The 19,738-nt window shown below is 76.0% G+C and carries 19 protein-coding genes, 1 tRNA gene and 1 riboswitch; of the genes, 13 read left to right on the forward strand and 7 right to left on the reverse strand.

What is annotated here, in order from left to right; genetic code table 11:
- Nucleotides 1-42: 42 nt before the first annotated feature.
- From ispD to rlmB, 4 genes are read left to right on the forward strand one after another with little or no spacing between them, the layout of a single operon-like run.
- Nucleotides 43-723 (forward strand): 2-C-methyl-D-erythritol 4-phosphate cytidylyltransferase, encoded by a 681-nt coding sequence (gene ispD / locus ACI79A_RS04695; protein WP_457080432.1) that lies wholly within the window; start codon nt 43-45, stop codon nt 721-723.
- Entirely contained in the window at nt 720-1,229 is a 510-nt protein-coding gene (gene ispF / locus ACI79A_RS04700) for a 2-C-methyl-D-erythritol 2,4-cyclodiphosphate synthase (protein WP_457080435.1), read from the forward strand. Before ispD ends, ispF begins: the two co-directional genes overlap by 4 nt.
- A complete protein-coding gene (cysS, locus tag ACI79A_RS04705; protein WP_457080437.1) occupies nt 1,226-2,623 on the forward strand; it encodes a cysteine--tRNA ligase in 1,398 nt (465 codons plus the stop codon). The genes ispF and cysS overlap by 4 nt, the downstream gene beginning before the upstream one ends.
- Nucleotides 2,623-3,591 carry a 23S rRNA (guanosine(2251)-2'-O)-methyltransferase RlmB gene (rlmB, locus tag ACI79A_RS04710; protein WP_457080439.1) on the forward strand — a complete coding sequence of 323 codons (969 nt, stop codon included), beginning with the start codon at nt 2,623-2,625 and terminating at the stop codon, nt 3,589-3,591. Before cysS ends, rlmB begins: the two co-directional genes overlap by 1 nt.
- An 87-nt stretch (nt 3,592-3,678) precedes the next feature.
- Here the strand turns inward: rlmB and ACI79A_RS04715 are convergent, their stop codons facing one another.
- From ACI79A_RS04715 to ACI79A_RS04725, 3 genes are all read right to left on the reverse strand, one after another.
- The gene (locus tag ACI79A_RS04715; protein WP_457080441.1) at nt 3,679-4,971 is read right to left on the reverse strand and encodes a DUF445 domain-containing protein; all 1,293 of its coding nucleotides are present in this window, start codon (nt 4,969-4,971) and stop codon (nt 3,679-3,681) included.
- 88 nt (nt 4,972-5,059) lie between these two features.
- The gene (locus tag ACI79A_RS04720) at nt 5,060-6,553 is read right to left on the reverse strand and encodes a trypsin-like peptidase domain-containing protein (RefSeq protein ID WP_457080444.1); all 1,494 of its coding nucleotides are present in this window, start codon (nt 6,551-6,553) and stop codon (nt 5,060-5,062) included.
- 114 nt (nt 6,554-6,667) lie between these two features.
- Nucleotides 6,668-7,432 carry an ABC transporter permease gene (locus tag ACI79A_RS04725; protein WP_457080446.1) on the reverse strand — a complete coding sequence of 255 codons (765 nt, stop codon included), beginning with the start codon at nt 7,430-7,432 and terminating at the stop codon, nt 6,668-6,670.
- Between the two features lie 255 nt (nt 7,433-7,687).
- Here ACI79A_RS04725 and ACI79A_RS04730 point away from each other — a divergent pair, with 255 nt between their 5' ends.
- Nucleotides 7,688-8,404: a hypothetical protein gene (locus tag ACI79A_RS04730; RefSeq protein ID WP_457080448.1), complete on the forward strand. Its 717-nt coding sequence runs from the start codon at nt 7,688-7,690 to the stop codon at nt 8,402-8,404.
- Between the two features lie 22 nt (nt 8,405-8,426).
- Here the strand turns inward: ACI79A_RS04730 and ACI79A_RS04735 are convergent, their stop codons facing one another.
- Entirely contained in the window at nt 8,427-9,296 is an 870-nt protein-coding gene (locus tag ACI79A_RS04735) for an NAD(P)-dependent oxidoreductase (protein ID WP_457080450.1), read from the reverse strand.
- A 91-nt stretch (nt 9,297-9,387) separates the two neighbouring features.
- Between ACI79A_RS04735 and ACI79A_RS04740 the strand changes: the two genes are divergently transcribed.
- Nucleotides 9,388-9,459: transfer RNA gene (locus ACI79A_RS04740), tRNA-Thr, on the forward strand.
- Between the two features lie 86 nt (nt 9,460-9,545).
- Nucleotides 9,546-9,755: a dodecin gene (locus ACI79A_RS04745; RefSeq protein WP_457080452.1), complete on the forward strand. Its 210-nt coding sequence runs from the start codon at nt 9,546-9,548 to the stop codon at nt 9,753-9,755.
- A 6-nt stretch (nt 9,756-9,761) separates the two neighbouring features.
- On the opposite strand, the gene ACI79A_RS04750 is transcribed toward ACI79A_RS04745, so the two are convergent.
- Both ACI79A_RS04750 and ACI79A_RS04755 read right to left on the reverse strand, forming a co-directional pair.
- Nucleotides 9,762-10,172 (reverse strand): Rieske (2Fe-2S) protein, encoded by a 411-nt coding sequence (locus ACI79A_RS04750; protein WP_457080454.1) that lies wholly within the window; start codon nt 10,170-10,172, stop codon nt 9,762-9,764.
- 22 nt (nt 10,173-10,194) lie between these two features.
- Nucleotides 10,195-10,593: a DUF5313 family protein gene (locus ACI79A_RS04755; protein WP_457080456.1), complete on the reverse strand. Its 399-nt coding sequence runs from the start codon at nt 10,591-10,593 to the stop codon at nt 10,195-10,197.
- Nucleotides 10,594-10,691: 98 nt separating this feature from the next.
- On the opposite strand from ACI79A_RS04755, the gene rarD reads away from it, so the two are divergent.
- The 5 genes from rarD (at nt 10,692) to ACI79A_RS04780 (ending at nt 17,358) form a co-directional block, all read left to right on the forward strand.
- Nucleotides 10,692-11,606 carry an EamA family transporter RarD gene (gene rarD, locus ACI79A_RS04760; protein ID WP_457080458.1) on the forward strand — a complete coding sequence of 305 codons (915 nt, stop codon included), beginning with the start codon at nt 10,692-10,694 and terminating at the stop codon, nt 11,604-11,606.
- 124 nt (nt 11,607-11,730) lie between these two features.
- Entirely contained in the window at nt 11,731-12,060 is a 330-nt protein-coding gene (locus ACI79A_RS04765) for a DUF3263 domain-containing protein (RefSeq protein ID WP_457080460.1), read from the forward strand.
- A 788-nt stretch (nt 12,061-12,848) separates the two neighbouring features.
- Nucleotides 12,849-13,583, forward strand: coding sequence for a LytR C-terminal domain-containing protein (locus tag ACI79A_RS04770; protein WP_457080462.1), 735 nt, complete (start codon nt 12,849-12,851; stop codon nt 13,581-13,583).
- Between the two features lie 50 nt (nt 13,584-13,633).
- A complete protein-coding gene (locus ACI79A_RS04775) occupies nt 13,634-16,492 on the forward strand; it encodes an alpha/beta fold hydrolase (RefSeq protein WP_457080464.1) in 2,859 nt (952 codons plus the stop codon).
- Nucleotides 16,489-17,358, forward strand: coding sequence for an ABC transporter permease (locus ACI79A_RS04780; RefSeq protein WP_457080466.1), 870 nt, complete (start codon nt 16,489-16,491; stop codon nt 17,356-17,358). Before ACI79A_RS04775 ends, ACI79A_RS04780 begins: the two co-directional genes overlap by 4 nt.
- Here the strand turns inward: ACI79A_RS04780 and ACI79A_RS04785 are convergent.
- The gene (locus tag ACI79A_RS04785) at nt 17,355-18,176 is read right to left on the reverse strand and encodes an HAD family hydrolase (protein WP_457080468.1); all 822 of its coding nucleotides are present in this window, start codon (nt 18,174-18,176) and stop codon (nt 17,355-17,357) included. The genes ACI79A_RS04780 and ACI79A_RS04785 overlap by 4 nt on opposite strands.
- A gap of 58 nt (nt 18,177-18,234) precedes the next feature.
- Nucleotides 18,235-18,362: riboswitch (SAM riboswitch) on the forward strand.
- Nucleotides 18,363-18,374: 12 nt separating this feature from the next.
- On the opposite strand from ACI79A_RS04785, the gene thrC reads away from it, so the two are divergent.
- On the forward strand, nt 18,375-19,676 hold the full coding sequence (gene thrC / locus ACI79A_RS04790) for a threonine synthase (RefSeq protein WP_457080470.1): 1,302 nt from the start codon (nt 18,375-18,377) through the stop codon (nt 19,674-19,676).
- Nucleotides 19,677-19,738 lie beyond the last annotated feature (62 nt).

Raw genomic sequence — 19,738 nt, forward strand, 5'->3', positions numbered from 1 at the left:
CAGCTGATCCACCTGCGTTCCGCAGACACCCAGACCACTCCCGTGCACGCTGTCGGCATCGTCGCAGCGGCCGGGAGTGGTCTGCGTCTGGGGGCGGAACTGCCGAAGGCGCTGGTCCCGCTCGGTGGCCGGCCGCTGGTCTGCTGGGCGGTCGACGCGCTGCGCGCCGGCGGGGTCGACGAGGTCGTCGTCGCCGTCCCGGGCCCGCAGCAGGCCGCCTTCACCGCCGTCCTCCCCGCCGACGTGCACGTGGTCGTCGGTGGCGGCACCCGCACCGCCTCGGTGCGGGCCGCGCTGGCCGCCGCCCGCGGGCACGCCGGCGACCGGGGGTCTGCCGCGGTGCTGGTGCACGACGCGGCCCGCCCGCTGACCCCGCCCGACGTCGTCGCCCGCGTGCTGGCCGCGCTGGCCGCCGGTGCCCGCGCCGTCGTCCCGGTGCTCCCGGTCGTGGACACCACGGTCGTGGTCGACGACGACGGGGTGGTCGCCGCCGACGTCCCGCGCCCGTCGCTGCGCAGGGTGCAGACACCGCAGGGCTTCGACCGCGCGACGCTGGTGGCCGCCTACGCCGCCGCGGACGGTGCGGCGGCGGAGTTCACCGACGACGCCTCCGTGGTGCGGGCCGCCGGCATCCCGGTGCACACCGTGGCCGGCGACGAGCGGGCCGCGAAGATCACCGTCGCGCACGACCTGGAGACAGCCGAGCTGCGGGTGGGTGCGTGAACCTGCCCCGCGTCGGCATCGGCACCGACGTCCACCCGATCGAGTCGGGCCGGCCGTGCCGGCTGGCCGGGCTGGAGTGGCCCGGTGCCGACGGCTGCGCCGGGCACTCCGACGGCGATGTCGTCGCCCACGCGCTGACCGACGCCGTCCTCTCGGCCGCGGGTCTGGGCGACATCGGCGGCCTGCTGGGCACCGACGACCCGCGCTGGGCCGGCGCCCGGGGCGTGGCCGTGCTCGAGCACGTGCGCGCGGTGCTCACCGAGGCCGGCTGGGCGATCGGCAACGCGAGCGTGCAGCTGATCGGGAACACCCCGAAGGTGGGCTCCCGTCGCGCCGAGGCCGAGGCCGCGCTCTCCGCCGCCCTGGGTGCGCCGGTCAGCGTCACCGCCACCACCACCGACGGGCTGGGGCTGACCGGGCGCGGCGAGGGCCGCGCGGCGGTCGCGACGGCGCTGGTCGTGCGCTCGGGACCAGGGGAGACGGGGTCCGTAGACTCGGCGCGGTGAGCCTCCGCCTGTACGACACGGCCGCGCGTGCCGTGCGCGACTTCACGCCCCTGCGTGCGGGACAGGTTTCCATGTACGTCTGTGGCCTGACCGTGCAGGGCCCGCCGCACATCGGCCACATCCGCTTCGCCGTCGCCTTCGACGTGCTGCGCCGCTGGCTGGAGCACCAGGGCAACCAGGTCACCTACGTCCGCAACGTCACCGACGTGGACGACAAGATCCTCACCAAGGCCGCCGCCGCCGGCGTGCCGTGGTGGGCCTGGGCCTACGAGAACGAACGGGCCGCCACCCGCGCCTACGAGGTGCTGGGCACCCTGCCGCCCACCTACGAGCCGCGGGCGACCGGGCACGTGCCGGAGATGGTCGAGCTCATCGAGCGGCTCGTCGAGCGCGGGCACGCCTACGCCGTCGACGGCGACGTCTACTTCGACGTCCGGTCCTTCCCCGGCTACGGCGAGCTGACCGGGCAGAAGGTGGGCGACCTGCAGCCGGCCGCGGACACCGACACCGACGAGCGCAAGCGCGACCCCCGCGACTTCGCGCTGTGGAAGGCGGCCAAGCCCGGCGAGCCGGACACCGCCTCCTGGCCGACGCCCTGGGGGCGCGGCCGACCCGGCTGGCACCTGGAGTGCTCGGCGATGGCCGAGAAGTACCTGGGTGCGGAGTTCGACGTGCACGGCGGCGGGCTCGACCTGCGCTTCCCGCACCACGAGAACGAGCGCGCCCAGTCCCAGGCCGCCGGTGACGGGTTCGCCCGGTACTGGCTGCACAACGCCTGGGTGACCATGGGCGGCGAGAAGATGAGCAAGTCGCTGGGCAACACCGCGCTGGTCGACGAGGTCGTCCGGCGGGTGCGCCCGGTCGAGCTGCGCTACTACCTGGTGGCCCCGCACTACCGGTCGACGATCGAGTTCACCGACGCCGCGCTGGCCGACGCCGGGGTCGCCTACCGGCGGGTCGAGTCCTTCGTCCGCAAGGCGGCCGAGCGGGTCGGGGCGGACACCGGCAAGCCGGTCGTCACCGGTGAGTTCACCGCCGCGATGGACGACGACCTGGGCACCCCCGCCGCCGTCGCCCACCTGCACGAGCAGGTGCGCGCCGGCAACAGCGCCCTGGCCGACGGCGACGCCGACCGGGTCGCCGAGCTGCTCGGTGCGGTCCGCGGCGGGCTCGCCGTGCTGGGCCTGGACCCGCTCGACCCGCAGTGGGCCGACGCCGGTGACCGGCGCCTGGTCGAGGTCACCGACGGCCTGGTGCACCTCGCGCTCGAGCAGCGCAGCGCGGCCCGCGCCCGCAAGGACTACGCGGCCGCCGACGCCATCCGTGACCAGCTCGGCGCCCTGGGCGTGCAGGTCGAGGACACCCCCCAGGGCACACGATGGGAGCTGACCTGATGGCCGGCAACAGCCAGCGGCGCGGCCGCACGAGCGGCGCGAGCAAGAAGGGCGCGACGACCGGCACGGGGGGCAAGAACCGCCGGTCGCTGGCCGGCCGGGGCGCCACCCCGCCGGCGGCGGCGCGACCGCACCACCCGGCCTACAAGAAGGCCCAGGCGGTCGCTGCCCGGCGCGACGACCGAGCCCGCGCGCGCCAGCGCAACGAGGACGCCCCCGAGCTCCTGCTGGGCCGCAACCCGGTGCTGGAGGCCCTGCGCGCGCAGATCCCGGCGACCGCGCTCTACGTGGTCACCGGCGACGCCCGGGGTGGTGCGGCCACCGACGAGCGGATCGCCGAGTCGGTGCAGCTGGCCGCCGACCGCGGCCTGCCGTTGATGGAGGTCGGCCGGGCCGAGTTCGACCGGATGAGCGACGGGGCGCTGCACCAGGGCATCGGCCTGATGGTGCCGCCCTACGACTACGCGCACCCCGACGACCTGCTCGACATCGCGCGGAACTCCGGCCGTCCGCCGCTGCTGGTGGCGCTGGACGGGGTCACCGACCCGCGCAACCTGGGGGCGATCATCCGCTCGGCGGCCGCCTTCGACGCGCACGGCGTGGTCATCCCGCAGCGCCGGGCCGTCGGCATGACCGGCTCGGCCTGGCGCACCAGCGCCGGTGCCGCGGCGCGGTTGCGGGTCGCCCGGGCGACCAACCTGGCCCGCAGCCTGGCCTCCTACCAGGACGCCGGCCTGCAGACCGTGGGCCTGGCCGCCGACGGGGACATGAGCATCCACGAGTACGACGGGCTGGCCGACCCGGTCGCCCTGGTGGTGGGTGCCGAGGGCGCCGGGCTGTCCCGGCTGGTGCGCGAGCGCTGCGACGTCGTGGTGTCCATCCCGATCACCCGGGACACCGAGTCGCTCAACGTCAGCGTCGCCGCCTCCATCGCCCTGTTCGCCGCGGCCACCGCCCGCCGCGGCTGACCGCACCGCCGGGGCCCACCGAGAGCTGCGATCTCGTGGCGTCCGCGGTCGGGATGCCACGAGATCGCAGACCTCGAGGGACAGCCTTCAGCCCAGCAGCTGGGCGACCGTGTAGATGACCAGCCCGGCCAGGCCGCCGACGACGGTGCCGTTGACCCGGATCCACTGCAGGTCGCGGCCGACCTGCAGCTCGATGCGGCGGCTGGTCTCCTCGGTGTCCCAGCGGGCCACCGTGCTGCCGACCAGCTCCGCGGCGTCCCCGGCGAAGCGCTCGACGACGTAGCCGGCCGCGCGCACCGACTGGCGCTGCACCAGCTCCCGGACCGTCGGGTCGGTCTGCAGGACCCCGGCGCCGGAGCGGATCAGGCCGACCACCCGGGCGCGCAGCTCGGAGTCCGGGTCGGCGGCGGCGGTGACCACGGCGGTCTTCGCCGTCGTCCACAGCGACCCCGACCAGGTGCGCACCGCCGGGTGGTCGAGCAGCTCCTCCTTGAACCGCTCCACCCGGGCCGCCGTGGCCGGGTCGGTGCGCAGCCGGTGGACGTAGGCGCGCAGTCGCTGGTCGTAGCTGCGCCGCAGTTCGTGCCGCGGGTCGGCGCCGACCTCGGCGAGGAAGCCCTGCAGCAGGTCGAACACCCGGTCGAACACCCGGTCGTCGACCCAGTCCGGCACCCAGGCCGGGGAGGCGTCGCCCAGCCGCGCGCGGAACACCAGCCGGTTGTCCGCCAGGAAGTTCGCCAGCCCGGTCAGTGCCGCGGACAGCACCTCCTGGTGCCGGTCGCCGTCGACCATCAGCTCCAGGCCCCGCGCGACGGCGGGGGCGGCAGGGGTCTCCCGGAGCTTGCGGTCGACGAAGCCGGCGACGGCCGGCTGCAGCTCGTCGTCCTTGAGCAGGTCGGTGAGCGCGCCCAGCGCGGCGCCGGCGTCCCCGGCGAGCCGCTCCGCTCGGCCGGGGGAGGCCAGGAAGGCCCCGAGCCGGCCGGGGACGTCGACGGTGGCCAGCCGCTCCTCGACCACCGCCCGGGTCAGGAAGTTCTCCTGCACGAACGTGCCCAGGCTGGTGCCGATCTGGTCCTTCTTGCGCGGGATGATCGCGGTGTGCGGGATCGGCAGCCGCAGCGGGTGCCGGAACAGGGCGGTCACCGCGAACCAGTCGGCGAGCGCGCCGACCATCGACGCCTCCGCGGTCGCCCGCACGTAGCCGACCCACGCCCCGGCGTCCTCGCCCAGCAGCACGCAGGCCAGGAACACGGCGGCGGCGAGCCCGAACAGCCCGGTGGCCAGCCGCTTCATCTTCTGCAGGTCGGCGGCCCGCTGCGGGTCGTCGAGCGCTCCGGCGAGGGGAACGGCCAGGGACGGTGACTGCTGCGGGCCCGGCACCCGCACGAGCCTAGGAGCAACGACGAGGACCCCGCAGCCGCGGGGTGCGGCTGCGGGTCCCTGTCGTTGCGGGTCGGGGGGCGAGCGGTCAGCTGGTCTCGTCGAGGGTGACGTCGACCTGCTGGCTGTCCGCGCCGCGGCGCACGGTGAGGGTGACCGTGTCGCCGGGCTCCGCGCTGCGGATCGCCGCGGTCAGCTCGGTGGAGGTGGTGATCGCCCGCCTGCCCACCGCGGTGATCACGTCGCCGGACCGGAGTCCGGCGTCGGCCGCCGGGCTGCCGGGGTTGACGTCGACCAGCTGGGCGCCGGTGCCGACGGGGGAGCCGTTGGCGGCCGCGGTGCGGGCCGTGACGCCCAGCAGCGCGTGGCTGGCCGAACCGGTCTCGATGATCTGCTGCGCGATGCGCTGCGCGGTGTTCGACGGGATGGCGAAGCCGACGCCGATGTTGCCGCTCTGCGTGTCCTGGCCGGGCAGGCCGCTGGAGGGGACCGTGGCGATCGCGGTGTTGATGCCGATCACCTCGCCGGCGGCGTCGACCAGCGCGCCGCCGGAGTTGCCGGGGTTGATCGCCGCGTCGGTCTGGATCGCGTCGATCACGGTGTTCTCGTCCTGGGTCGAGCCGGTCTGCACGGCGCGGTTGGTCGCGCTGATGATGCCGTCGGTGACCGTGTTGGACAGCCCCAGCGGGGCGCCGATGGCCACCGCGAGGTCGCCGACCTGCACCTCGTCGGAGTCGGCGAACCCGGCCGGCGTGAGCCCGCTGGCGTCGGTCAGCCGCACCACGGCCAGGTCCGAGGACGGATCGGTGCCGACCACCGTGGCGTCGTACAGCGTGCCGTCGCTGGTGCGCACCTGCACCGTCGCGTTCCCGCCCGCGCCGTCGAGGGACACCACGTGGTTGTTGGTCAGCACGTAGCCGTCCTCGGTGAGGATCACACCCGAGCCGGAGCCCGACCCGGAGCCGGAGCTCACGTAGAGGGTCACCACGCTCGGCGCGGCCTTGGCCGCCGCGGCGGTCGCCGTCGTCGCCCGCTCGGGGTCGGTGATCGTGACGCTCTGCGCGCTCGCCGTGCCCGGCGTGGACGACCCGCCGTTGTCGGTCAGCGTGGCCACCCCGGCACCGGCGCCGCCGCCGATCAGGGCGCCGGCGACCAGGCCGGCCAGGCCCATCTTCCAGCGGCCGGCCGGCTTGGCCGTGGCGGGCGGGGCGAACGCCGGCGGCAGGGCGCCGGGCTGGCCGCCGTACGGAGGCTGCTGCGCGGTGTGCTGCGCGCCCCAGCCGGCCGGTGGCCAGGGGCGGTGGCTGCCGGCGGGGGCGGCGAACTGCTGGGTCTGCTGACGCTCGGCCCCGAAGCCGGTGCCGGCGGCCGGGGTGTGCCAGCCGGTGGCCGGGGCGCCGGACGCCTGCCAGCCGGTGGCCGGGGCCTGGCTCGCCGGCTGGCCCGACGAGTGGGCACCGGGGGCGGTCTGCGGGGTGGTCGGACCCTGCGGAGCCGCTGCCGGCCAGCCGCCGCTGGACCCCCCGGCGGTCGAGGTGCGGTCCGACGCGGTGTCGTCGGCCGGGCGGTTCTGCTCAGTCATCGTTGCTGGTCCTCCCACCTCGCGGCAGGACCTCCCCGCCGCGATGACACCACTGTGCGTCCCGGCTCTGGGCCGGGGCTGGTGGTGGGCTGTGAGTTCCCTGGAAGCGCCGGTTCACTCGCGCAGGTCGCCGCGGGCCACCAGTTCGGTGGTCACCCAGACGGCGATCGCCTCCGCAGCCAGCAGGCCGACCAGCACCAGCAGCTGGGCCGCACCGGCCTCCAGGGCGCTCCCGCCGCCCAGGAGGACGCCGACGAAGGCGCCGGGCAGCGTGACCAGCCCGACGGTCCGGGTCTGGTCCAGCGCCGGCACCAGCGCCGTGGCGGCCACCGGGCGGGCCACCTCCAGGACGGCGTCCCGGGGGAGCAGCCCGACCGACAGCGCGGCCTCGACCTCGCCGCGCCGCTGGTCCAGCTCGTCGCGCAGCCGGCGGCCGGCCAGCGAGGTCGCGGTCATCGCGCCGCCGATCACGATGCCGGCGACCGGGATCACCGCCGCCCCGCGCAGCGGTACCGCGCCGCTGGCCAGCACCACGGCGACGACGGGTGCCGCGCCGGCCACGATCGCCAGGACGGTGGCGCGCACCCGGGGACCCGCGCCGGGGGAGCGCAGCGGGCGGCCGGTGATCCGGCCGGCGGCGGTCACCCCGGCGACACCGACCATGAGCAGCACGAACACCGCCGACAGCCACAGCGAGGAGACGACGGCGACCAGGACCACCGAGACGGCCGCCAGCTGCGCGGTCGCCCGCACCGCCGCCACCAGGACCGGGCGCTCCTGGCCGAGGCCGGAGAGCCGCCCGGCGACCGCGGCCAGCGTCGTCAGGGCGACGACGGCGACCGCCAGCCCCGGTCCGAGGTCCACCACCGAGCCGTCCACGGGGGGCATCGTGCCGTCCGGTGCGGCGCGCCACGCCGGCGGCCGGTTCGTCGGGCGTGAACCGGCCGCCTCCGGGGAACCCCTGGGCCGCGGGCGTCGACCCGCGCCCTGCACGTCGCTGTGTTGCCCTCGCTGTGTTGCCCTCGCTGTGTTGCCCTCGCTGTGTTGCCCTCGCTGTGTTGCCCTCGCTGTGTTGCCCCTCGCCGTACTGCCCGTCGCCGCCCTGTGCGCAGCTCCCCGTCCCGGAGGTTCCCGGTGCCCCGTCGTGCGCCCGCCCGCATCGGACTCGCCCTGCTGTTCGCCCTCGGTGCCGTGCTGGCGGCGATCGGAGCCGCTGCCCTCGGCGGTGCCGGCCTGGTCGCGGTGGTGCTCGCCGCCGTGGTCAGCGCCTGCGTGGCCGTCGGCGTCGCGCGGGAGTCGGTGCCGGCACGGCCACGGCACCAGGTGGCCGAGGCGGGCTGGCGCGCGGCCGCCGGGGCGGTCGGCGTCCTGCTCGTGCTGAACGGCAGCGCGGTGGCTGCCGGTGGCGGCGTGACCACCCTGCTGGCCGGCTGCGGGCTCGCCTGGCTGGTGGTCCGGTGGCTGCTCTCCTCCGGCCGGCGGAACCGGGGGCAGCGGGCCACGCCGCGGCCGGCGACGGGGCTCGGCGACGTCGTCCCGCTGCCCCCGGACGGGCCGGGCAGCGGAACGACGGCGGTGGGCTCCGAGCCGGTCGGCCCCGGAGCCTGGGCGCACGCGATGAGCGTGGCGGCGCTGGGCCGGGAGTGGGTGCGCACCTCCGCGGCGCTGGGGCAGGTGCGCGAGCCGCGTGCCCGGCAGGAGCTGGTCCGCCGTCGGCAGGAGGCGCTCGACGAGCTGGAGCGCCGGGATCCGGCCGGCTTCGCCCGCTGGCTGGCCGAGGGGGCCACCGTCGACAGCGACCCCGCCGCCTACGTGTCCGGTGACCCGGCGGCCGGCTCCGACGCCGCCTGAGGCAACCGGGCGCCCCCGTCGGTCAGGCGCCGTCCGGGGCGAACCCCTCGATCAGCGCGCTCAGGTCCACCGCGCCGGGGTCGGGCAGCCGCTCGATCGCCCGCTCCATCAGCGCGACCGCGGCGGCGTCGAACCGGTCGGGCACCCCCGCGAGCTGCAGCGCGGAGCGGATCAGCCGGGCGTCCTTCGTGGCGCCGGTCAGGCCGAAGCTCACCGGGTGCTCGCCGGCGAGCATGTTGGCGGCCTTGAGCTTCGCGTAGGGGGTGTCCATCGGGCCGCCGTCGACGGCATCCAGGAACAGCTGCGGATCGACCCCGAGCCCCCGGGCCAGGGCGACGGACTGCGCGGTGCCCACGCTGATCGAGACGAGCCAGGCGTTGCAGGCCATCTTCAGCCGGCTGCCCGCGCCGGCCTCGCCCGCCCACACCGTCTTGCGCCCCATCGCGTCCAGCAGCGGGGCCAGCCGCTCGCGCTGCTCGGCCGGGCCGGAGGCGAGCATGACCAGCTGCCCCTGCTCGGCCGGCTGCCGGGTGCCCAGCACCGGGCAGTCGACGAGGACCAGGCCGAGCTCGTCGGCCACCTCGGCGGTCCGGTCGGCGCCTTCGACGCCCACCGTCGAGCACTGCAGCCAGACCGTGCCGGCCGGTGCCCCGGCCTGCCGGACCACCTCGATCGCGGCGTCGGCGTCGAAGAGCATGGTGAGCACGACGTCGGCCCCGGCGACCGCCTCGGCGGGGGAGTCGAACGCCTCCGCGCCGGTGGGGGTCAACGCCCGGGCCTTGTCGCCGTTGCGGTTCCACATCCGCACCGGGACCTCCGCCCGGCGCAGGGACTGCACCATGCCCGCGCCCATCACGCCCGTACCGAGGACCGCCACCACCGGGTTCGTCATGACGCCGATCCTCTCCCCGACCCGGCAGCCCGGCAGCGCGGGTGCCCGGTGGAGGGGGGTGGCCGGTAGCCTCGAACCCGGCCTCGGCCTCGCCCCATTAGCTCAGTGGTAGAGCACTCGCCTTGTAAGCGAAAGGTCGTCCGTTCAATCCGGACATGGGGCTCTCCTCCCGCTCGCGGGGCGCGCGGTCGCGTGCCAGGGTCGGTGCGACCGCTGCCGCCCGGGCAGCACCCCCGCGAGGAGTCCGTCGTGAGCGACCACGTGTACCGGCTGAGCGAGATCGTCGGCAGCTCCACCACCAGCGTCGACGACGCCGTCCGCACCGCGATCCGCAAGGCGTCGGAGACCGTGCGGCACATCGAGTGGTTCCAGACCAGCGAGATCCGCGGTCAGGTCGTCGACGGCGACGTCGCCTACTTCCAGGTCACCCTCAAGATCGGTTTCCGCGTCGAGGACTGACGCCGCTCAGGCGAGGACGACGTCGGCCCCGGACACCTGCACCGCGACCGGGGCCAGCGGCTCGCTCGCGGGTCCGGTCAGGGCCTCCCCGGTGCCGGCGTCGAACACCGAGCCGTGGCACGGGCAGGCCAGCCGCTCGTCGTCGGCCGGCCGGACGGCGCAGCCCTGGTGCGTGCAGGCGGCGTCGAACGCGACGACGACGTCGTCCGCCGGACGGCTCAGCACGATCCGCCGGCCGTCCACCGACAGCTCGTAGCTGCCGCCGACGGCGATCTCGTCGAGCGCCACCAGCCGGCTGCCCGCCGATGCGCCGGTGACCTCGGGGACGTCGGTGCCGGCGCAGGCGGTCAGCGTGACGGCGCCCAGGCCGGCGGTGGCGCCGACGAGCAGGGTGCGGCGGGAGAAGCGGGGGTGCACGGCGACATCCTGCCGGTGGCCCTCAGTCGAAGCTGCCGGCGCCGCCGGACCGGTACCGGGCGCGGCGCTCGAGCCGTTCGCGCTCGACGCGCTCGGCGCGCAGTCGCGCCGTCGTCCCGGGTGGCCACCCGGCCTTGACCGCGCGGTGCTCGGTGGTCTCGGTCATGTAGGCGACGGCGAACATGCCCCCGATGACCAGGCCGCCGACCGCCGCCGTGATCCGGATGCCCAGGGGCACGGGCGGGACCAGCAGGCACAGCACGAGCACCGGCGTCAGCTGGACGAGGGCGCGCAGCAGGTGCCGGCCCACCCAGGTGGGCCCGGTGGTGTCGGCCAGCACCCAGTCGGCCAGGTGCGGCGGCAGGCCGCCCCCGTAGGCGTACCAGAGCCACTGGGCTGGGTTGGGGCGTCCCGCTGGCACGGCATCCACGGTAGGACCACGGGACGGCGGTCGCCGACGGGTCCCGACCGCCGGTTGCCGCGCGCAACCCACCGCCGGGGCGGGCGTACGGTGCGCCGGTGGACGAACGTCGGGTCGGGGTGCTCGCCGGCCTCGGGGCCTACTCCCTGTGGGGGGTGTTCCCGCTCTACTTCCCGCTGCTGGAGCCCGCCGGCGGGCTGGAGATCGTGGCGCACCGGGTCGCCTGGTCGCTGCTGTTCATCGCCCTGCTGCTGAGCGTGCGCCGCGGCTGGGGGCAGGTGCGGCGGGCCGTCGGTGACCGGCGGGCGCTGCTGGTGCTGGCCGTCGCCGCCGGGCTGATCGCGGTGAACTGGCTGGTCTACGTCTACGCGGTCAACTCCGGGCACGTGGTCGAGGCGTCGCTGGGCTACTTCATCAACCCGCTGGTCAGCGTCGTCCTCGGCGTGCTGGTGTTCCGGGAACGGCTGCGCCGGCTGCAGTGGGTGGCCGTGGGGATCGCCCTGGTGGCGGTGGTGGTGCTCACCGTCGACTACGGGCACCCGCCGTGGATCGCGCTGGCCCTGGCATCCAGCTTCGGCCTGTACGGCCTGATGAAGAAGGTGGTCCGGGTCGAGGCGGCGCCGGGCCTGTTCGTCGAGACCGCCGTGGTGTTCCTCCCGGCGCTGGTGGTCATGGGCTTCCTGGAGTTCGACGGGCAGGCCGCGTTCGGCCATGCCGGCGCCGGTCACGCCCTCCTGCTGGTGAGCTCGGGCCTGGCCACCGCCGTGCCGCTGCTGCTGTTCGCCGCGGCCACCCGGCGGGTGCCGCTGTCGACCGTCGGCCTGCTGCAGTACGTCACCCCGCTCATGCAGTTGTCCATCGGCGTCTTCGTCTACGCGGAGCCGATGCCGCCGGCCCGGTTGGCGGGGTTCGCCATCGTGTGGGTGGCGCTGGCCGTCTTCAGCGCGGACAGCCTGCGGGCCGCCCGGGCGGCGCGGCGCGCCGCCGCCGAGCCGATGCCCGCCGGTCTCTGACCGGGTGCGCCGGCAGCTTCCGGCGCGCGCCGCGGGTTGCCCGGGACTGTCGGTGCCCGGGGCTACCGTCGACCGCGATCGACCACCGGCGCCCACGGCGCCCGACCCCCCGGAGGCAGCACCCATGAGCACCGAGACCGCGTCCGCCGTCCCCCCGGCACCTGCCGAGGTCGACGCCGGGGCGGGTGCGGACGTGGTGCCGGCCGGCCTGGCCGAGCGCGACCGTGCGGTGCTGGCCTTCGAGCGGCACTGGTGGCGCTTCGCCGGGGCGAAGGAGGCGGCCATCCGCGAGCGGTTCGGGCTCTCGGCGACCCGGTACTACCAGCTGCTCAACGCGCTGGTCGACCGTCCGGAGGCGTTGGCCGCCGACCCGCTGCTGGTACGCCGGTTGCGCAGGATGCGTGCGGTGCGACAGCGAGCACGCCACGGCGATGTCCTGGGCAGCGACGGCTGAGCCGTCTAGCCTCACTCACTGTGGGGAGGCATGCGGCGCCAGGCGGTGACGGAAACCAGCCGGAGACCGACGTCGCCCTCGGTCGACGTCGTGCCGACTCCCGGCGTGAACCGGGCGCCCGGCCGGAGCCCACCGCCCGGCGTGGGGCGGGCGACCGGCCGGCGACGACCACCGACGGCGCCATGACCCTGCCCCGGCAGGGCCGGGCCGAACGGCGCCGTGAGGGACAGCTCTCCTCCGTCGGGGACGCCGCTGTCCGTCGTCCGCCGGAGCGCCCCGGCGCCGCCGCGCCGGCGGGTACCGGTCGCCGGCGGACCGACGCCGCACCGCCCGTTCCGGACGCCGCACCGCCCGTTCCGGACGCCGCACCGCCCGCGACCGGACCGGCCACCGCCATCGGTGGTGCGCCCGTGGTCGCCGGGCGCCCCGCCGTCCCGTCGGCGCGCCGCGGTGCCCCCGCACCCGCCACCAGCCGCGCACCCGCCACCAGCCGCGCACCCGCTGCGCCGTCCTCGGCGACGCCGCCTGCCACGGCTCCCGGCCGGGCACCCGCGCCGGCCCCGGCCGACGCCACCCAGCGGGTCGACGCCGGCCGTCCGTCGCGCCGGCCCGCGGCGGGACCGCCGGCCCAGCACAGCACCCAGCGGGTCTCCGGCCCCGCACCCGCCGAGTCAGCCTGGGGTGCCCCGACCCAGACCCCGCCCCCGGCGCCCGCCCGCCCGGCCGCCGCGCCGCTGCCACCCGCTGCCCCTGCGTCCGCCCCCGCGCCCGAGCCCGAGCCGTCCGGCATGGACCGGCTCACCGAGTCCCGCCGTCGCCGTGAGGCGCTGGAGGAGGCCGGGGTCTCCGGCCGCGCCCCCGAGACCGCCGCCACCGTCGGCGGTCGGGCGGCCCAGCGGGCCGAGCGCCAGGCCGCCGACGCCGCACGCCGCAAGGCCGAGAAGGGCGCCGGCGCGACCCGCGCCGACTCGGTCGACGCGTCCCCCGACGGGAGCGGGAGCGCGACCCGTCGGCTGCCCCGCCGCGCGGCGCTGGGCGCGCTCGCCGTCGTGCTGGTCGCGCTCACCGTGCTCAGCGTCTGGTCGTTCCGCTCGCCGGGCACCCAGGAGACATCCGCCCAGACCCCGGTGACCAGCTCCGCGCCGCCCGCCCCGTCCTCCGCGGCGCCGGAGTCGACCCCGGCGGAGCAGGTCGTGACCGCCCCGCCGGCGGCGCCGGTCGGGCCGGTGCGCGCCCCGATCACGGTGCTCAACAGCACGGCCATCAACGGCCTGGCCGGTGACCTCGGCGAGCAGTTCTCCGGCGGCGGCTGGGAGGTCGCCGGCACCGGCGGCTACCCGGGCTCCGACATCGCCGTCAGCACCGTCTACTTCACCGCCGGCGACCCGGTGCAGGAGGAGGCGGCGAGCCAGCTCATCGAGCAGTTCCCCGAGCTCACCGGCCCGGCCGCGCGCTTCTTCGAGGTCCCCGGCCAGCCGTCGCCCGGCCTGGTCGTCGTCGCCACCGGGAACTGGCGGCCCTGAGACACCCCGGCGGCCGGAACCACCCGGGCCGCTCGCGCGTTGCCGCCTTCGTGCGCTCCGCTTCCGGGCCGGCGCGCCCCGGCCCGCGCTTCGGCGCACGCCCGGCGGCGACCGCCCTCACCACCGTCCTCCTCGTCGTCCTGCTGGCCCTCGGCGTGGTCGTCGCCGTGCTGGCCGCCGGCTCCGGCAGCCCCGCGCGGGCGGCGGAGGACGTGCGGACCGAGGACGCCCGGATCGACTCCGGCAGCGGCGCGGACGCGGTCGAGCTGGACACCACCCTCTACCTGCCGGCCTCCGCGACCGCGGACGCCCCGGCCCCTGCGGTGCTGCTCGCCCACGGCTTCGGCGGCAGCAAGCAGTCGGTGGCCGACGACGCCCGGGACCTCGCGGGACGGGGCTTCGTCGTGCTCGCCTGGTCCGCGCGGGGGTTCGGCGCGAGCACCGGGCAGATCGGCCTGGACGACCCCCGCTACGAGGTCGCCGACGTCAGCACCCTGCTCGACCGGCTCGGCGAGCGCGACGACGTGCTGCTCGACGAGCCCGGCGACCCCCGGGTGGGCGTGGCCGGCGCCTCCTACGGCGGGGCGCTCAGCCTGCTGGCGGCCGCCTACGACCAGCGGATCGACGCGATCGCCCCGCAGATCACCTGGAACTCCCTCAGCACGGCCCTCTTCCCCGACGCCTCGGGCATCGTCGAGGACGCCGGCACCCCCGCGGCCACCCCGCGCACCACCGACGCCGGCGTGTTCAAGCGGCTGTGGGCCGGCCTGTTCTTCGGCATGGGGGCGGCGCCCACCGGCGACGGTTCGCCCGCCGGGAACGCCCCGACCGGCGAGGTGGCCGACGCTGACCAGGCCGACGTCGCCCAGGCGCTGACCTGCGGGCGCTTCCGCCCCGAGATCTGCGCCGCGTACCAGGAGGCGGCCAGCAGCGGCACCCTCACCCCGGAGATCGCCGCCCTCCTGGAGCGGAACAGCCCGGCGGGCGTGCTCGACCGGATCACCGCCCCGACGCTGCTGATCCAGGGCACCCAGGACTCGCTGTTCGGCCTCGGCGAGGCCGACGCCAACGCCCGCGGCATCGCCGCCAACGGCACTCCGGTGCAGGTCACCTGGTACGACGGCGGTCACGACGCCGGCGCCTCGGACCGGGTCACCGCCGACCTGCGCGACCAGGTGGCCGGCTGGTTCGACGCCCACCTGCGCGACGGCCCCGCCGACCCCGCCGGCTTCCGGTACCCCGCCCCCACCGGGCTGGGGAGCGGTGTCGGCCGGGTGCAGGGCGGCTCGCGCACCGTCGAGGCCGACGACTACCCCGGCCTCGGCGGCGCCCCGGCCACCCGGCTCGACGTCGCGCTCGTGGGCGGCACCCAGCCGGTGGTCACCCCGGCCGGTGGCAGTCCGGCGGCGCTCACCACCGTGCCCGGGCTGGGGGGCATCGGCGCCGCGCTCAGCGGCGGCACCCTGGAGGTGCCCGGGCAGTTCGCCGCCTTCGCGACCGCGGAGCTGGACGAGGCGGTCGAGGTGGTCGGTGCCCCGCAGGTGCGGCTCGCCGTCTCCTCACCCACCGGGGCCGCGACGCTGTTCGCCAAGCTCTACGACGTCGGCCCTGACGGCGCGACGATCCTGCCCGCCGGGCTGGTCTCACCGCTCGCGCTGACCGACGTCTCCACCGACCCGGCCGCGCCCACCGAGGTGGCGGTCACCCTGCCGGCGATCGTGCACCGGTTCGAGGCCGGCCACACCATGCGCGTCGTCGTCTCCTCCACCGACCAGGGGTACGCCCTGCCGGCCGACGCGTCGGTGTACACCGTCGGCCTGGCCGACGGCGCGTCGCTGGCGGTGCCCGAGGCCGCCGGGGAGGTGCAGGCCACGGCCGGCACGGCCCGCTGGTGGGTGCTGCTCGGCGTGCTCGCCGCCCTCGGGCTGCTCGGCTGGCTCGCCGCGGTGCTGTGGGGCCGCCGACGCCGCCGCGCGGACACCCCCGCCGCCGACGGCGAGGACGTGCCGCTGCGGTTCACCGGGGTCACCAAGGCCTACAAGGACGGCTTCGTCGCCGTCCGGGACCTCTCCTTCGAGGTCCGCCGGGGCCAGGTCCTCGGGCTGCTGGGTCCGAACGGCGCGGGCAAGACGACGTCGCTGCGGATGCTGATGGGCTCCATCCGGCCCACCGAGGGGCGGATCGAGGTGTTCGGCCACGCCGCCGGGCCCGGCGCGCCGGTGTTGTCCCGGCTGGGCTCCTTCGTCGAGGGCACCGGGCTGCAGCCGCACCTGTCCGGCCGGGACAACCTCACCCTCTACTGGGCGGCCACCGGCCGGCCGCCGGCCGACGCGCACATGGACGAGGCGATCGAGGTCGCCGGCCTGGGCGCGGCGCTGGACAAGCCGGTGCGCAGCTACAGCCAGGGCATGCGGCAGCGGGTGGCGATCGCCCAGGCGATGCTCGGCCTGCCCGACCTGCTGGTGCTCGACGAGCCGACCAACGGGCTGGACCCGCCGCAGATCCACGCCATGCGCGACGTGCTGCGCTCCTACGCCGAGACCGGCCGGACCGTGATCGTCTCCAGCCACCTGCTGAGCGAGATCGAGCAGACCTGCAGCCACGTCGTCGTCATGGCCAAGGGCCAGAAGATCGCCCAGGGCACGGTCGAGGAGATCGTCGGCACCGGTGGGTCGGTGCTGATCGGGCTCGCCGACGACGCCGATCCGGCGCGCGCCGCCGAGGTGCTCGCCGGGCTCCCGGGGGTGGGGCCGGTCGAGCGCACCGACGAGGGTCTGGTGGTCGACCTCGGGCCGACCAGCCGGGTGGCCGCGCTGAGCGCCCTGGTGCAGGCCGGGGTCGCCGTCGACCAGCTCACCCCGCGCCGGCGGCTGGAGGACGCGTTCCTGTCACTGGTGGGGGAGTCATGAGCAGCACCACGGTTCCGTCGACGGGGGCCGCGCCCGGGTACCGGCCCGGCCGCACGCTGCGGCTCGGCGTGGAGCTGCGCCGTCAGTTCAAGCGCCGCCGCACCCTCGGCGTCGTCGCGCTGATGGCGGCGCTGCCGCTGATCCTGATCGGCGCGCTGCAGCTGGGCGGCACCGAGGAGGCGGAGGAGAACACCCGGGTCAACCTGGTCGACGTCGCCTCGGCCAGCGGGCTGAACCTCACCCTGTTCGTGCTCTTCGCGACCACCGGGTTCTTCCTGGTCGTCGTGTTCGCGCTGTTCTTCGGGGACACGATCGCCAGCGAGGCCTCGTGGGGGTCGCTGCGGTACGCGCTGGCGACGCCGATCCCGCGGATGCGGCTGCTCCGGCAGAAGTGGCTGGCCGCGCTGGTGATGTCGGTCGGCTCGATGCTGCTGCTGGTCGCGGTGGCGGTGGTCGCCGGTGGGATCGCGTTCGGCTTCGGTGACGTGCAGACCCCGGTCGGCGTGGCGCTGGACCAGGGGACGGCGTACCTGCGGCTGGCCGGGATGCTCGGCTACCTGACCGTGCACCTGCTGGTCGTCGGCTCGCTGGCCTTCTGGCTGTCGACGGTGACCGACGCCCCGTTGGCCGCGGTCGGCGGGTCGGTGTTCACCACGATCGTCTTCGCCGTCCTGGAGCAGGTCGAGCAGCTCGGGGCGATCCGCGACTGGTTCCCCACCGCGTTCAACTACGCGTGGACCGACCTGCTGCAGACCCCGGTCGACTCCGGGGACCTGTTCCGCGGTGTCGTGCAGGGGCTGGTCTGGTCGGCGCTGTTCACCGCGCTGGCGTTCCACCACTTCGCCCGCAAGGACGTCACCTCCTAGAGGCTGGCCAGCACCGCCTGGGCCCAGCCCTCGCCCATCGGGGCGTCGGTGACCGAGACGTTGGGCAGCGCGGCCAGCCGCTCGGGCATGCCGTCCACCGCGGCCCCGTTGGCGGTGATCCACAGCCGGTCGACGGCGGGGGCCATCTCCAGGTCGCTGACGCTGTCGCCGATCGCCACCGCGTCGTCGGCGGTGAGCCCGCGGCGGGCCAGGTCCCAGCTGATCGCCGCGCCCTTGGAGATGCCGCGCGGCATCAGGTGGTAGACGTGCGGCGGCAGGGCCGCCTCGTCCAGCCGCATCCGCGGGGCGGCGGGGACGGCGCCGTTGTCGTTCATGGTCAGCCAGCCCCAGCCGCGCTCGGCCAGCCAGGTGTCGACGGCGGCGGCGTCGACCCGGCCGCGCAGCAGGGCGTCGGCGGAGTGCGTCGTGTGCCAGGGCTCGTGCCACTCCAGCCGGCCGGGGTGCTCGGCGAGCAGCGCGTCGACCACGCCGAGCTCGGCGAGGACGTCCATCGGTGTCCGGCCGGCGTACCGCTCGGGCAGCTCTCCGGCGAGCAGGTGGCTCTCCGCGCCGCCCGCCCAGCTGACCAGCGAGCCCAGCTCGGCGATCGCGCCGTCGGCGGCGAAGATGCGCGCGGCCTCCAGCAGCTGGGCGGAGGTGCGGCCGGAGACGAGCACCAGGGCGGACCCGGCGCGGTGCAGCTCCAGCAGCGCGGCGGCGGGGGAGTCGGTCAGGTCCCGGCCGGCGGTGTGCCAGAACGACCCCCGCGGGCCGACCATCGTGCCGTCCAGGTCGGTGTAGACGATGCGTGCGGCCACCCGGTCATCCTGGCGGTCCCGCCGTCCCGGCCGCCGCCCGGGTAGGCTCACGGCGTTCCACTCATCCAGAGGGGCAGAGGGACACGGCCCGACGAAGCCCCGGCAACCGCTCGCCGCACCAGTGCGGCGAGGAGGTGCCAATTCCGTCCCGCGCGGCTCGACGGCCCGACGCGGGGAAGATGAGGAGGTAGTCGTCGCATGACACTGACCGCTCCCGGTTCTCTCCAGGCCGACTCCGCAGCAGGGGGCCAGGTCGCCCCGAACCCGGCCAAGGGTCTGGTCTGCCGCAACTGCGGCGCGACCTTCGGGCTGATCGCCGAGCACGCCTGCGCCGAGTGCTTCGGCCCGCTCGAGGTCGACTACGACAAGGGCCTGCTCGCCGCGGTCACCCGCGAGCAGATCGAGGCCGGCCCGCAGAACATCTGGCGCTATGCGGCGCTGCTGCCGGTGGGGCAGGACCCGGCGTCCCGCGTCACCCTCGACCCGGGGATGACCCCGCTGGTCCGTGCCGACCGGCTGGCCGACGAGCTCGGCATCACCGGCGGGCTGTGGGTGAAGGACGACTCGGCCAACCCCACGCACTCGTTCAAGGACCGCGTGGTCAGCCTGGCCGCCACCGCGGCCAAGGGCTTCGGCTACCGGAAGATCGCCTGCGCCTCGACCGGCAACCTGGCCAACTCGGTCGCCGCGCACGCCGCCCGCAACGGGTGGCCCTCCTACGTGTTCGTCCCCAGCGACCTGGAGCCGGGCAAGATCGTCCAGTCGGCGGTCTACGGGCAGGCGCTGGTCGCCGTCGACGGCTCCTACGACGACGTCAACCGGCTGACCAGCGAGCTCGCCGAGACCGACGAGTTCGAGGACGCCGCCTTCGTCAACCAGAACGTCCGGCCCTACTACGCCGAGGGCTCGAAGACGATGGGCTACGAGATCGCCGAGCAGCTCGGCTGGCGGATCCCGGCCCAGGTGGTCATCCCGATGGCGTCGGGCTCGCTGCTGACCAAGGTCGACAAGGCCTGGCGCGAGCTGGTGACCGCCGGGATCGTCGCGGACACGGAGTGGACCGTCTTCGGTGCCCAGTCCGCCGGCTGCGACCCGATCGCCACCGCCTTCGACAACGGCTGGGACGTCGTCAAGCCGGTCAAGCCCACCGGCATCGCGAAGTCGCTGAACATCGGCAACCCGGCCGACGGTCCGTACGCGCTGGACGCGATCCGGCGCACCGGCGGCTCGGTCGGCCGGGTCGGGGACGCGGAGATCGTGCAGGGCATCCGCGACCTGGCCCGCACCACCGGTGTCTTCGCCGAGACCGCCGGCGGGGTGACGACGGCGGTGCTGCGCCAGCTGGTGGAGAAGGGGCTGCTGGACCCGGCGAAGGAGACCGTCGTCCTCAACACCGGGGAAGGGCTGAAGACCCTCGACCCGCTGCTGCCGGTCGTCGGACCCTCGCACCGCGTCCAGCCGTCGCTGAAGTCGCTGCGCGAGGCGGGCCTCATCGCCTGACGGCGGGGTGTGCGGCGCGTGCGGCGGGCCGTCATCGAAGCGTTACCACACACGGCCGGAGC

The sequence above is a fragment of the Modestobacter sp. SYSU DS0657 genome, from assembly GCF_054050925.1.